Source organism: Bizionia argentinensis JUB59 (assembly GCF_000224335.1).
In the GTDB taxonomy this organism is placed as follows: domain Bacteria; phylum Bacteroidota; class Bacteroidia; order Flavobacteriales; family Flavobacteriaceae; genus Algorimicrobium; species Algorimicrobium argentinense.
This window is the reverse complement of record NZ_AFXZ01000002.1, coordinates 187,241-201,068: the sequence shown is the minus strand read 5'-3', so window position 1 is coordinate 201,068 and position 13,828 is coordinate 187,241. Positions and strand designations below refer to the sequence as shown.

General features: G+C 31.3%; 16 protein-coding genes. 8 read left to right on the top strand and 8 right to left on the bottom strand.

Annotation, left to right across the window (positions count from 1 at the left end; all coding sequences use genetic code 11):
- Nucleotides 1-115: 115 nt before the first annotated feature.
- From BZARG_RS01045 to BZARG_RS01035, 3 genes are read right to left on the bottom strand one after another with little or no spacing between them, the layout of a single operon-like run.
- The gene (locus BZARG_RS01045) at nt 116-928 is read right to left on the bottom strand and encodes an ImmA/IrrE family metallo-endopeptidase (RefSeq protein ID WP_040287871.1); all 813 of its coding nucleotides are present in this window, start codon (nt 926-928) and stop codon (nt 116-118) included.
- A complete protein-coding gene (locus BZARG_RS01040) occupies nt 912-1,313 on the bottom strand; it encodes a hypothetical protein (protein ID WP_008634740.1) in 402 nt (133 codons plus the stop codon). The genes BZARG_RS01045 and BZARG_RS01040 overlap by 17 nt, the downstream gene beginning before the upstream one ends.
- A 2-nt stretch (nt 1,314-1,315) precedes the next feature.
- Nucleotides 1,316-1,894, bottom strand: a complete 579-nt coding sequence (locus BZARG_RS01035) for a hypothetical protein (RefSeq protein ID WP_123766844.1) — start codon at nt 1,892-1,894, stop codon at nt 1,316-1,318.
- 124 nt (nt 1,895-2,018) lie between these two features.
- Here BZARG_RS01035 and BZARG_RS15825 point away from each other — a divergent pair, with 124 nt between their 5' ends.
- The 4 genes from BZARG_RS15825 to BZARG_RS01020 are packed head-to-tail and all read left to right on the top strand — an operon-like array spanning nt 2,019 to nt 4,380.
- Nucleotides 2,019-2,192 carry a hypothetical protein gene (locus tag BZARG_RS15825; RefSeq protein ID WP_008634449.1) on the top strand — a complete coding sequence of 58 codons (174 nt, stop codon included), beginning with the start codon at nt 2,019-2,021 and terminating at the stop codon, nt 2,190-2,192.
- Nucleotides 2,192-2,680 (top strand): hypothetical protein, encoded by a 489-nt coding sequence (locus BZARG_RS01030; RefSeq protein WP_008634385.1) that lies wholly within the window; start codon nt 2,192-2,194, stop codon nt 2,678-2,680. Before BZARG_RS15825 ends, BZARG_RS01030 begins: the two co-directional genes overlap by 1 nt.
- 4 nt (nt 2,681-2,684) lie before the next feature.
- Entirely contained in the window at nt 2,685-3,710 is a 1,026-nt protein-coding gene (locus tag BZARG_RS15140; protein WP_008634165.1) for a hypothetical protein, read from the top strand.
- On the top strand, nt 3,676-4,380 hold the full coding sequence (locus BZARG_RS01020) for an SEC-C metal-binding domain-containing protein (RefSeq protein WP_008634280.1): 705 nt from the start codon (nt 3,676-3,678) through the stop codon (nt 4,378-4,380). Before BZARG_RS15140 ends, BZARG_RS01020 begins: the two co-directional genes overlap by 35 nt.
- Before the next feature lie 245 nt (nt 4,381-4,625).
- Here the strand turns inward: BZARG_RS01020 and BZARG_RS01015 are convergent, their stop codons facing one another.
- Nucleotides 4,626-6,923 carry a S41 family peptidase gene (locus tag BZARG_RS01015; protein WP_008634499.1) on the bottom strand — a complete coding sequence of 766 codons (2,298 nt, stop codon included), beginning with the start codon at nt 6,921-6,923 and terminating at the stop codon, nt 4,626-4,628.
- A 350-nt stretch (nt 6,924-7,273) separates the two neighbouring features.
- Between BZARG_RS01015 and BZARG_RS01010 the strand changes: the two genes are divergently transcribed.
- A complete protein-coding gene (locus BZARG_RS01010; protein WP_008634396.1) occupies nt 7,274-7,492 on the top strand; it encodes an addiction module protein in 219 nt (72 codons plus the stop codon).
- 330 nt (nt 7,493-7,822) lie between these two features.
- A complete protein-coding gene (gene thiE / locus BZARG_RS01005) occupies nt 7,823-8,467 on the top strand; it encodes a thiamine phosphate synthase (RefSeq protein WP_008634225.1) in 645 nt (214 codons plus the stop codon).
- Nucleotides 8,468-8,778: 311 nt separating this feature from the next.
- Here the strand turns inward: thiE and BZARG_RS01000 are convergent, their stop codons facing one another.
- Both BZARG_RS01000 and BZARG_RS15135 read right to left on the bottom strand, forming a co-directional pair.
- Nucleotides 8,779-9,975: an acyl-CoA dehydrogenase family protein gene (locus BZARG_RS01000; protein ID WP_008634762.1), complete on the bottom strand. Its 1,197-nt coding sequence runs from the start codon at nt 9,973-9,975 to the stop codon at nt 8,779-8,781.
- Between the two features lie 137 nt (nt 9,976-10,112).
- A complete protein-coding gene (locus BZARG_RS15135) occupies nt 10,113-11,063 on the bottom strand; it encodes a hypothetical protein (RefSeq protein ID WP_008634654.1) in 951 nt (316 codons plus the stop codon).
- Nucleotides 11,064-11,347: 284 nt separating this feature from the next.
- On the opposite strand from BZARG_RS15135, the gene BZARG_RS00990 reads away from it, so the two are divergent.
- Nucleotides 11,348-11,698, top strand: coding sequence for a DoxX family protein (locus BZARG_RS00990; protein WP_008634243.1), 351 nt, complete (start codon nt 11,348-11,350; stop codon nt 11,696-11,698).
- On the opposite strand, the gene BZARG_RS00985 is transcribed toward BZARG_RS00990, so the two are convergent.
- Nucleotides 11,695-12,072 (bottom strand): DoxX family protein, encoded by a 378-nt coding sequence (locus BZARG_RS00985; protein ID WP_008634634.1) that lies wholly within the window; start codon nt 12,070-12,072, stop codon nt 11,695-11,697. The two genes, BZARG_RS00990 and BZARG_RS00985, sit on opposite strands and share 4 nt — an antisense overlap.
- A 291-nt stretch (nt 12,073-12,363) precedes the next feature.
- On the opposite strand from BZARG_RS00985, the gene BZARG_RS00980 reads away from it, so the two are divergent.
- A complete protein-coding gene (locus tag BZARG_RS00980) occupies nt 12,364-13,395 on the top strand; it encodes an AI-2E family transporter (RefSeq protein ID WP_008634725.1) in 1,032 nt (343 codons plus the stop codon).
- A gap of 176 nt (nt 13,396-13,571) precedes the next feature.
- Here BZARG_RS00980 and BZARG_RS00975 read toward each other — a convergent pair whose 3' ends face one another.
- A complete protein-coding gene (locus tag BZARG_RS00975; RefSeq protein WP_008634278.1) occupies nt 13,572-13,745 on the bottom strand; it encodes a hypothetical protein in 174 nt (57 codons plus the stop codon).
- Nucleotides 13,746-13,828 lie beyond the last annotated feature (83 nt).

Here is a 13,828-nt window from a genome sequence, read left to right as displayed (position 1 = left end):
TAATATTGCTGTTGTTTTAATTTGAGGACTTACGTTGTGGTAGATTGTATTTTACCAGGAAATTAACACGGAACTTTATGAGCTTGCGCAAAGCAATATTATTGTGTGTTAAGAATTATTCTTCCCATATAACACTAATAACACTATTATATGCTGGTGTTATTATACAAAATTCATAAAAATTGAAGTCATTATCATTTTCCCAATTTTTTAATTCTAACCAAGTAGATTTCCATATAGGTTGTCTAGACTTTTCTTTATTGTAGATTTTTCCCTTTTCAAAAAACTCCATAGCTACAGAGTCCTCTGGTGGTTGAAGTTTAGTGTAGTCAGTAATGTAGTGTGGGAAATCGATATTTCTCATCCAATATTTCACTGTTTTATTATATGAATGAAACAAGCAAATTGGATGATCGCCTAATTCTAAATATTTAAAAGCAACAGAAGTTAAACTTGTTTTAAAATAACTTGATAAATCTCTCAACAATTGTGGTGAAAACTTTATACCTTTTTGTTTTTCTTGAAAAATCAAACTTGGCATTAAAAGTTCTGATGCAAATTGATTTGCCTCATACTCTACTCTACCACTTTTAGCTTGTTTCTCTTTATTATTGAACCATGACATAGTTGATTCATTATCATTATGTATATCGATTCCTTTGTGCATGATTAAATGACCAATCTCATGAGCAATTGTAAATCGTTTTTTTTCCTCAAAAGGGATATTATTATTAATCTCAATAATTGTATTTTTCTTGCCAAAAATAATGCGTCCATCAGAGTTAATCATTGGTTTGTGAATAATTGTAGCTCCAAAACCACTAGCAAATAACTCTAAAGGAAAATCTATTAAATCATCAAAACCATTATCAAGTAATAAATCTCTAGCACATCCAGAGCCTTTGGTATATTTAATCAATTTCTCCATCTAATTCATCCATCAAATCAACTAAATTTTTACCTTTAATAATTTCCTTTATTTCCTCTTCTGTCAACTTATCCAAATTTCTAAATTGAACAGAAAGCTCCTTATCTTCAATTAATCTTTTCAAAGAAGCGATTGGTTTATCAATATTTTTATCAATAGCTTCTTGAAATTTAGAGACTATTTTTTCTAGCAAACTATCTGTTTTTTCTTTTAGTATGATGGCTTTATTCATAAACTTAATTCTCTTGGAGAATTTAGATATTTTTTCATCTTCATTAAATACATCTACTCCCTCATTTTTTAAAGATTCTTTAATAATATTGACATCAAGATTTAAAAAAAACTCTGTTATGCCCTTATCTATATTATGCTTTAACTTACCCATGATTATTTTCGTAAAATGTTTTTTTGTCTTTTTTGCAAACGCTTTAAGGCATTGTAAATAGTAGTAACATCTAGCTCAAGAAAATCAGCGATTTCTTGAGGTTTGAATATTTCATCACACCAACACTCAAAGATTAATATTTCGAGGTCAGTTGCTTCAGCAGCTTTAAGTTTATCTAAAAAATTCTGTTTTTCAATCTTAAAATCTATCTTATGAGTAGTTGTATCATCAAAGCCAATTTCGTTAGAAATTACGTGAATATCTAAAATGTAAGATTCATCAATATCTTCATCGTCTTCCACTACTTTGCGTCTTTTCCGTTTCTCAATAGCTGCATAAATATCACTTTTAAGTGAACCAAAAACGAAACCTTCAAAATCTATTTTATTTTTATCCCAATTTCTTACACCTGAAAGAGCTTTCTCAAATACTGCGAACACAAAATCCAATGGTTCTAAACCATCATAGTTTTTTTTGTTGTATCCTAATTTGCTAATAGTAAATGCTTGCATTCTTCTTATCAAGCTCTCTATATCACAATTATTTAGGACTTCTGATATTTCATTGTTCATTTTTGACATAGAAGCGCTTTCTATTTAGTTGTATGCTCACAGATTTTATTTTTTTTCCATGCACATGGCAAATTATGAAATATTATGAGCATAGTACTTATAGATAACATTAATAATTTTAAAAAAAAAGAAAATGGCAACAAACAAACCTGTCGGAGACAACGCAAGAAAAGGAGCAGTAAAACAACGCTCACAAGTACTTAACACGAAAACAAATCTTTATGTAAAACGTGACACAGAAACTGGAAAGTTTATGGACGTTAAAACATCAGGAGTTAAATTTAAAGGCGTGCGGAAAGAAAAATAATGGAAAAAGAAAGATTAATATATACGATAAGTAGGTTTGATCACTATTTTGATAGTGTAAACAACAAGACTGCTGTTTACATAGCCATTAACACATTTGTTGTTGGCTCTCTTATAACATCATATGTAACTTTATTAGATGATATTAGTTGTTATTCTGAAATATTTCAAGCTTTAATTTCTATTTCATTTCTGATAGGATTATCAACATTAATAATTCTAGTAAACGCAAGCATCCCTTTTTTTTCTAAAGATTCCAAATCTATGTATTATTTCGGCGGAATTGGAGCGATGAAAAAAGATGATTTTGAATTATGTTCAAAAACACTCACAACAAAAAAAGAAATTAAAGATTTAAGAAATCAGGTACATACTCTTTCTACAGGTTTAACAACAAAATTCACAAAATTGAAATTAGCAGGCAGATTATTAATAATACAATTCATCTTGCTAATACCAATTTTTACAATAATAATTTATAATAAATAATAATATGAAAATATACGATGACTATCTCCAAATAATTAAAGATGCTGTTGAAAGTGATACTTCCAACCAATCTTCTAAAGGATTAGGTTCTCCAATTTATGGTAGGACAAATGAGCAATTTAAAGCTATATTAAACAGAATAGAGGATAAAGAAATAGCATCAGAAATGAAAATGTTTTCTGAAGGTTTAGGCAGACCAGTTAATTATAATCAACAATTAGGTCTTCACCCTAGTTTTGCACATTTAAAAAATACAGACAATGTTGAAGAACATTATATTGTATCAGTATTTATTGATATTAAAGGAAGTACAAACCTTTTCAGAAAATTTGATAAAGAAACTAATTTTTTAATTACAAATGCAATTATCAAAGCAGGAATACATACAGCTCTAATATTTGGAGGATATGTTCATAGACTTCAAGGAGATGGTATGTTTTTATATTTTGGAGATAAAAATACTGAACAAGAGAAAGCAGTCGAACTTGCATTACAAATGGTAAGTGTTTACACCCATTTTGTGAAAAATGATCTTAAAGAATATTTATTATCGCAAGGAATTGAAAATATTGGTGTGAGAACAGGAATTGATCTCGGAAAAAAGGAGGATGTATTATGGGGTAAATCGGGTATTGGTGAGATTAGTGAAGTTACGACTTGTAGCTTGCATACAAGTTTAGCCAGTAAAATGCAATCTTCAGCTTTACGAAATGGTGTAGTTGTTGGGCAATACATAAAGGATGAAGTATTGTCCGATGATTTTTTTAGTCCAGTCTGTCATCGTTCTGATAAGACCGAAAGCGACAGATACATTTATAGAATTGATGATAGAAATTTCTATTATACCCAGTACGACTTTAATTGGGAAAAATATTTAAAGCAACAGAGTTTTGTAGCAAATGATATTTACGGAAATCCAATTATTAAGCTTCCTTCAAATGTGAATTCAATTGCCGCACTTAGACCTATTGCTGAAATTAATAAACCTTATTTTAATGAAGGAAAAAACGATACTGGAAAGGGATATTGATAAATTTTGTGAAGTTTATCCATCATTTAAGTACTTCAAAAATTTTAATAAAAAATTTTGTTATTTAATTGGAGATTTGGACGTATGTGATTTAAAAGGGAACTATTATCAAACATTTAAAATAAAAATTTATTTAAATAAAGATGAGTATCCATACTCTATCCCTAAAATTCAAGAAATCACAAAAAACATTAAACGTATCGATGATAATCATATAGATGATGATGGTTATTGTTGTTTAGATATAGAACACATTCTGGAAAAAGATTCAAGAAGAGGAATTAAACTTATTGATTTTTATAGAAATAAGATTTATCCATTTTTTACCAATTATATTTTCAAGAAAGAAACTGGAACTTATGCAAACGGAGAATATGCACATTTTTTTGATGGAGTTGTAGAATATTATATTGAAGAGCTAGGCATTGATAATCTTAATATTATTACTACTATTATTTATTCTGTTGCTTCCAATACTATTCCAAGCCGCAATGAATTATGTTTGTGCGGAAGTGATTTAAAAATAAAACAATGCCATTTAAGAAAGATTGAATCATTGAAAAGTTTATCAAAGAATAGATTGGTTTCAGATTTAATAAATTTTGAAAAAACTGCAACCACAAACTTCTCAAAATACATTATTTCTAAATTTAATAAACAAACTCTTTAACTTAAGTCTATTAATTCCCATTTCCCACCCAAGCCATTTACCTTGCAACAAATACCCTGAAATTAAAAAACGCATCCATGATTATACCAAAACTCCATTATATATCTCAAGGGAATATGGCAGCAGAGTTTTATAGGTCAAATTGTGATATGCAAAAATACCAACTAGAATCATTTCGGGTTCTATTTTACATACTTTTCAAATAACAGTATCTTAAAGATAGTCTTGTTTGGATACAATAGAATTCAATCATCAAAAATATAATCTAACAACAGGTCATTATTTTCTAATAGGTTCCCTAATGTCATCGGAATCATTTTATCTGGAAGTATACCTTGGTCTAGTGCTAATTCAGGCACATGAACAGATTCCCGTTCTGTGCCTATTTGTAAAGCTAGTTTTGTGTTTTTAGTTGATGGGACAGCTCTACCAGGATGTGTGCTGTAGATGCCTCCTGATTCTTCGCCTAGTATAGTGGCTAACTGATTGTGTTTTACAACGGCTAACATTTGTGCGGTTGCCGAGGCCGAACGACCATCTGTAAGCATATATATTTTACGATTACTACTGTTATTCGTGGTTTGGGGTTTAACGGTTATGGGTCTGTTTCGGCTTTTGTTGAGCTGATTATCTTCATAAAAATTAATTTCTTTATCAATCATATAGGAAAGTATATATGTGGTGCATTCTGGGTTTCCACCTCTATTTCCTCTTAAATCAAAAACCACTTTTGTTATGTTTTCATCGTTTATTTGTTTCATATAGGTATCTATGGTCTCCTTAAAATAATCGATGTTTTCTCTACCTGTTGGGAAATAATTGAAATTCTTAATCTTGATGATGGCGGTTTTGTTTTCGTTGTTCATCACGATGCCTAATCTTGGGGTTTTGATGATGTCTACTTTATAGTTAGGAGCCGGCTCGTCAATTAGAAAGGTTGTTGTAATGTCATTTTCAGCATTATAGGGCTTAAATTTTATGGTGTATTCTGAAGCAAAACCAAAATAACTGTGGTAGTAGTATAAAAAATTCACATTTAAATCGCCTCGGTAAAAATTTTGATTAAAGGCATCTGCCGAGATGGTTGTTTTTAGTGTTTTATATATGTTACTGGATGCGATTCCGTTAATTTCTAAAATTTCAGAACCGGCATTCATTTCTGTATTTTCGACACAATTGTTTAGGGCATACATTTTTTCATCTTTAAACCATACGATTAGTGGTAACCAATACTTTTGTGGTGTTCTGAAAAAGCGCGTATCCACTATGCGCGTATGTAAACAGCCTAAACTTGTAACTATAGGCGCTGTTACTTGATAAAATTCGGTAACCGTCATGGAATCTTTTAATTTACCGCGTTGCCTGTTTACCAGGTTTTCATAGGATGCTTTATCCGTGAATTGAAATTGTGAGGGATGGTCTTTTAAGGTTTCTAATACGTGATTAAAATCTTCGACTAGCTTTTCTTTTTCAATCTTGGTATTTAACTTGTTAAGAATAGAATCTTTAACGGTTTCATTGGGTGTTGTATGGTATAATTCGGTTTTTAAAAGCTGTACGGGATTATCTTGATCATAGATGTATTTTACGTTTGTAACGCCTCTCTTATTCTGTATTTTGTTATCAATATCATAACTACTATACGCGATTAGATTGCCTATACTGTCAAACTTATATTTTGAGTACGCATCATTACTTCGTATATCCACTTTGTAGTTTCCGTCTAAACCAACGGTGGCGTATTTTAAACAATTTCCATTGGTATCATAGGTTGCGAAACCGCCAGCTGTTTCTAAAAAGGAACCAACAGCTGGTTTGTTTTCGGCATTGAAAAATTTAAAACGCACGAGGTTCTTATTTTTATCATATATGGCTTGATCAATGGCGATTCCTGTTTCATCATTTATGAGCTTCATATTTTCATTGACGTTGTTCATGGATTGTAACATGCCGTTTTCATTGAATTTGTATAGCACGTTATAGAATTTATAATACGGACGCATAGTTACATGTACGCCAGTAACATCTTTTCTGGTTTCTAATACAGAATTGTTGTTGATTTGTTTCCAGGTATATTCAAAAATATTCCAGCTGTTATTTATAGGTTCCTCATTTTTGTTGAAATACTTTAAACCTATTCGTTTTCCGTTTTTACTATAGGCATATACTTCTTTAAATACACCCATGCCATTGGTTGTTGGTTGATTATCAGCATCAAAAAACAAGCGTGTTTCTGTATTTTCGGAATATATTATTTGCGTTTTTGGAGCCAATGCTCTTTTACCATCCAGAATACCGCTTCTGTTTAAGTCGATTAGATTTTGGGCGTATTTATATTCAACTAATACTAATCTATTAGATGAATCATAGTCTAGTTTAAAATGATTGACTTTTTGGGCTTCCGTTTCTGTTAGTGGGATTCTTCCTTCGGTTGTGGAAAATGGTGTTTCACGAAAAATTAGGTGCTTATAATAGGTTGTGCTTTGAGCTACTGCACCTAAACTACAGCATAGAAAAACAAGTGTTAGGAGAAAATTTTTCATAGAATTAGAAATAAGATGAAAACAAATATAACTAATTATTTAGTTTAAACTAATGTTTTAGTTCATAGAGAATAATTATTCATTAAGCTAGAAACAGAAAATTTGATTCTTATGTTCTCATTCTTCTAACAAAACATAAATCCTAAAAAGCATTTTTAATTCCCATTTCCCACCCAAAGTATTTATCTTGTACCACATATTGATAAGCGAATAACGCATCCATTTAGGCCATTAGAAATTTAATCCTCTTTTGTATCCTTATACCCTAAAACAATGGTTTTCATCTTATCTAACATTTTAAAAATTTGGAATAAAAATTGTACATTTGTTATGCTACAAAATTACTAATTATGGATTTGGAAGCACGGAAATATCAATTTATACAGGAACTGTTTAATATTCACAGTGAAAGCATTATCGATACTTTGGAACGCGTAATGAAGCGTGAAAAAGAAGCTTACCAAGCTTTGTCTGCGGAACATAAAATGGAATTAGATAATCGTTTAAAAACATACAAAAACAATCCTAATGATGTTTTGGATTGGAATGATGTAAAGAACGATTGGTAATGCGCTATAAAATTAAGTTGCTGCCCATTGTATAAGTAGACTTACGGAATGCAAAAGCATGGTATCTCAATAAAAACAAATTATTAGCTTAAGAATTTAAGGCAGAGATCAATAAAGAAATCAATTATATTGGCGCGTATCCAGAACATTATCAATTGAAATATAAGGAGATTCGGCAATCTTTGGTTATCCGTTTTCCTTATGCGATTTACTATTTATTTGAAGAAAATCAGAAACAAATTATAGTTATTGGCATTTTTCATACAAGTAGAGACCCTGAAATAATTAGAAAAAGGATAAAGAAATAGAATTTTCCATAAATTTTTAAAAATGATCATACCAAAACTACATTATATATCTCAAGGAAATTCGCCAAAAGAACATTTGGAAAACATCCAAAAGGCCTGTTCATCTGGTGCAGAATTAGTACAATTACGGTTGAAAAATATTTCAGAAAAAAAACATATAAAAATAGCTCTAGAAGCTCGAGAAATTACCATGCATTTCCAGACGCGGTTAATTATAAACGATAATTACAAGATAGCCAAAGAAGTTAAAGCCGATGGTGTGCATTTAGGTCAAACTGACGTCTGCCCTACTGTTGCTAGAAAACATTTACATAGCTGGCAAATGATTGGCGGAACAGCCAACACTTTGGAAGATTGTGAAAGATTATTAGATAAAGCAATCGATTATATAAGTTTGGGCCCTTTTAGAGAAACAACCACGAAAGAAAACTTGCCTCCATTATTAGGTTTAAAAGGTTTTATGGCAATTACAGATGTTTTAAAAACGCCAATACCCATTATTGGTGTCGGTGGCATAAACACAGATGATGTTAAAGACATTTTAGAAACCGGAATTTCAGGAATTGCAGTTTCTGGAGAAATCACCCGCGATTTTAATAGCATAAAACTATTTAATGAATTATTAAATGCTTCTTCAACTGCGGAACAACGACATACGTTTGAGTAGGCTTTTTCAATCTAATCTAAGTCATAATTAACCGTCTTAAACTTTTGATTTTTTCCTTTTTTGCATTGCCCAAAAAAGAAACAAAAAAGTCTAGGCTTACGAACCCATATCTAAATTTATCATTCGATGCCTAAATTTTAGGAACTCGCTTGATACAAAGTGATTAATTAACAATTTAGCATGCTCGAACCTTTCGACTGCGCTCAAGACAGGCTATCTAAAATTTTACGCCATCTTCATTTCAAATTTTACGATAAATCTTCGATAGGCCAGATTTGGGAGTCTTTAAAATAAATACATAGTTATTAATCTTAATTCTTTTTTCCTTTCTTCATTTCCTGAAACAACTCTTTAAACAAGCCGCGAGCAATGAGTAATTTCATTATTTCATTGGTTCCAGCATAAATTCTAGCGACTCTATTATCGGCATACATTCTGGCAATGGGGTAATCCCACATATAACCATAACCGCCAAAAAATTGCAGACATTCATCCACTACTTTACTATGCATTTCTGTTGCTGAATATTTAGCCATAGAAGCACTTTCAGCCGTTAGCTGATGTTCCGATAATAATTTAGTACAACGATCTAAAAACGCTTGATGCATTTGTAATTCTGTTGCACATTCTGCTAATTTAAATTGGGTATTTTGGAATCCGGCAATAGGTTGATTAAAAGCAGTTCTTGTGGAAGTATAAGCAATCGTTTTTTCTATGGCGCCTTCTGCCCCACCAATAGCATTTAAACCTACGGTTAAACGTTCGCGAGCCAATTCCGTCATCATAATTTTGAATCCTAATCCTTCTTCTCCTAATAAATTTTCTTTAGGAACTTTCACGTTATCAAAAAATAACTCGCAGGTGTCTTGGGATTTCATACCGATTTTTTTGAAAGGAACGCCTTTCTCAAAACCTTCCAAAGCGCTTTCCATGATTAATAAAGACACGCCTTCTTTCTCGGTTCCAACGTTAGTTTTTACAGCAACTATGGACATGTCGCACATATAACCATTGGTAATAAAAGTTTTCTGTCCGTTTACCAAATAATGATCGCCTTTATCTACGGCGTTTGTTGTAATAGCTTTAAGATCGCTACCACAGCTGGGCTCGGTCATACCAATGGAAGTTATCATTTTTCCGGAAGCCATTATTGGGAGATATTTTTGTTTTTGAGCCTCGGTACCGTATTTTAAAAGATAGGGTGCCACAATATCGGAGTGTAATGAAAAACCGACGCCAGTAATACCTTCTTTCCCCAATTCTTCAATAAATAAAGCACTAAAACTAAAGTCTAAACCACTTCCGCCATATTCTTCAGGCATATCAATACATAGTAAGCCTAATTCTCCAGCGCGCTCCCAGATTTCTCGGCTAACCATGCCCTTTTTTTCCCATTCGTCTATATGATCCATTATTTCATTGTGAATGAAATCTTGAATCATTTCTTGCATCATCTTATGTTCTTCTGATGCGTATATTTCGCGTTCTAATAAAATAGTGTGTAACATAGTGCCTCGTTTTCTGATAAATTAACTCCTTTAGATAGTTTGTGACCTATAAAACCACAACATTATCTTTGTTTTGCTTACAAAAAAGAACCACTCATAACGACCACAAAAATCACTTGCGAAATAGCTGTTCTTCTTTAATCCAATACAATCACCTCGCTCTTTAAAACCCACTTTCCGTCAACTTGAGCACTTCGCGTAACGGTAATTTTATTTGGACCTGTTTTTTTAAAAACATCAATAAGTTTAAGGTTTTTATGTACGGTTGTATTAATGATAATAGGTTCGGTAAGCAACATACTATTGGTTGCATTAAAAACATATAAGCTCTTGCTGGTGGGTTTTATATCCCAAAAACCAATCTCGTCTGCGCCGTCACCATTAAGGTCTTTAAGGTTTTCTAATTTTGATTGATACGCTCCTTTAATTGTAATGGGTTCTAAATCCTGATTACTAAAGGAGATTACGCTGTTGCAGCCGTCTTCACATTCTACAACATCACTATTTTGAGACTCTGGATTAGTTTTAGTGCTTATTTCTGGAGAAATAACCGTTGCAAAGTCTGAAAGTCCGTCGCCATTAAAATCACCGTAGAGTTTCCTTGTATTAGCTAGAATTACACTATTTGCGCTAAAACTTGGAAAAATAGGCGCATCGCGGTCTTTAAAATTTTCATCGATGCCTTCTCGTAGTATTCTAAAATCACCATTTCTATTAATCACAGAAAGAAACGATGGATACTCTGCTTCTATACCGTCATATTTGACATGTTTGATGAAGGTTACTAAATAATTTGAAGCCTCTTTCGTGATAACAAGTTCGTTGTTTAAAATAGCCTGGGTGTAATCTGGAAATTGCTGAAAAAGTGATTTCTTATCCTGCTGCACTTGGATTCTAGTGCGCTTTTTTCCGTAATACGTAACTACATCCATATAGTCATCTTGTAGGTAAGGATACTTTAGTTGCGTATGGTCTACATTCCACTGTTTTACAAACTCACGCACCTGCTTTTCACCTTTAGGATTAAGCTCATTACAACCAAATAATAGTACGACAAGCAGGCAGGATAAAAGTGAAAGGTTCTTCATAGATTTAAAGGGATTTTAGCTTAAAAAGTGAATGCTAAATATACGTGATTTTTGACGAACTGTTCCTGTTTTTTAAAGTTATACTATGGATTTTTAAATAGGAGAATTGTTTGTTGGTTTTTGGTTTTTGCATTTTAATGCTATCAAAGGATGAAATGCATTTCACCTAAAATTCTCATATTTATCTAATTAAAAACAGATACTATATAAAATCATTATGTTGCTTTAAATAGTTACAGCTTTATTATAATCTTGTTGTAAATTGTAACTTTAAATAAAACGCATTGGATTTACTTACCGCACTAACTTGGTTTTCTTGTTTGGCATTTATTTTCTTCGGAATTAATTGCTTTTACTCCAAATTTATTGCGTCAGAATTTATGCGATATGGCTTACCAAAATTTAGAAACCTTACTGGATATCTTCAATTAATAGGCGCAGTAGGTTTAATAGTTGGTCTCTCTTTTAGTCCTATTCTGCTAATAATATCTTCATTAGGATTGTGTTTGCTTATGCTTGCGGGATTTGCGGTAAGAATTAAAATTAAAGATAATTTTTTCAAATCTTCTCCCTCTTTCGGCTTTGCGGTTTTAAATTTATTTATTGCTTTAAAAGCCTTTTCAATTTACTTTTAAATAGAAAAAAAGATAATTACCAGGTTAAATACAATAAATAAAAAGGCTGGAAAAGATTTAAATAAGGGATCTTTAACTTTTAAATGCATGATTATCGATCCTAATAATAAAACGGCTAAACCAATACTTCCAATTAAAGTTAAAGAATCGAATTGAATCGATGCCAATAATATCAAAGCTAAACTAACTTTTAAAAATCCAATTACATAGCAAAAGGTCTTTGATAAGCCATAAACTTTAAATTCTTCAATAATAGTTGTAGCATCACCACCTCGCCATTTCGTTGGTTTTGTGGGCTGAATTAACCAAACATTTAAAATACTTAAGCCAACAATTACTTTTAAGCCAATAATTATATAGTCGATTGGATTCATTAATTTCTATTTTAGTTATTTTTCAGTTTCAACTAATTTATAATTTTTTTTCTGATAATAGCAATTAAAAGAACACTCAAATTTATTTTTTCAGATCCCTATAAAAAGCCAAGCAGGTTTTAAAATGCATTATTTATTAATTTAGAGCTGATAATTCCCATTTTGAATTATACTTTTAAATAACAAATTTTAAAAATAATAAATAAAAAGGCTTTAAAGCGCAATGGAAAATTTAACTTTACGTAACATGAAATAACAACTGCAATAAATTCTTACTTAAAAATATAGTTTATGAGTGATAACAAAATACAAATTTCAGGTAGTTATTTAATTAAAACGCTCCTAATTTTAGGAGGTATTTTGTCGCTACTGTATTTTGGATCGAGTCTCTTATTACCATTAGTAGTTGCTACCATTGTTGCTGTTTTATTAAATAAATTAACGGTAAAACTTAAACATTGGGGATTGCCAAATTGGTTAGCTATTACAACGTCTATTTTAGTAATGGTGGTGACATTTTCATTACTATCGTGGCTTGTAGGTTCGCAAATAAATAATATGGCTGAAGATTGGCCGACCATAAAAGAAAAGGGAACGGAGAAATTGAACGGCTTAAGTGAATGGGCTAACCAAAACTTAAACTGGGATTATAAAGATTATATAGACAATAATAAACGGTTGGTTGATAAGGTAGAAAGTGTAGCAGGTGCAGTTTTATCGTCTTTTATGAATGTCCTTTCACAATCACTTATCATCTTTGTTTACATCGTTCTGTTATTAATGCAGAAAAGTCGATTTATTAATTTCTTTAAAAAATTGAGTTCTAATTCTTCTGGAATGACGGCTCTTTTAAGTGATTCATCAAACATTGTTAGTAGTTATTTTTTTGGGAAAAGTAAGATTATGATTTTCTTGTTCGTAATCTATTATCTTGGCTTTTTACTTGGTTCTGTACCTTATGCATTGTTTTTAGCCTTATTTGGTGCACTTTTTTCAATTATTCCTTATGTTGGAAATATTATAGGTGGTGGTATCGCTCTAGTTTTATCGTATTTATATGGAGGTACTACTCCTGCAATTATTGTGCTTGCTGTGATTTCCGTAGCTCAATTGGTCGAAAATTATATTCTTACGCCATGGATTATAGGTGATGAAACGGATTTGAATCCCTTTTTTACTGTATTTGGTATTATTCTATTTTCCACGCTTTGGGGTACTGTAGGCGCAATTATTGCCCTTCCTATTGTTGGAGTAATAAAAGTTATTTTTGCACACACAAAAGGAATGGAAGCTTATGAACATTTACTCAAAAAGAGTGATTAATGATTTGGTTTTTATAATCTAGTGAAGATAATTACCTGCCGAAATAAGTTTATAATTACACCTCGAATTTCCAATTAATTTTTTTCTGTAAGGTTGAAAAGTAATACTTTAATATTTTCGTTTGAGACGAAATATTAAATATCTTCTGTAATCTACAATCTATTTAATAATATCTTTTATGTATCACCATCTCGTTTCTTATTCCGTTTCCATATAAAATAAAGGATGACAATTATTATAGGCAGAATAATAAAAACAATTAAATCGAATGGCTTTGTTAAATCTACAGTACCACTGTCTCCTGGATTTGGAGCGTTAGTGGGTATTTGTAATAATAGAGTGTTTATCATTGTTTTTATTTAAAATTTGTAAATCAATTTACGCAATTTTTAGCTCAAAACTTATTAATACACAACAAAAGTGTCAGCAGGGT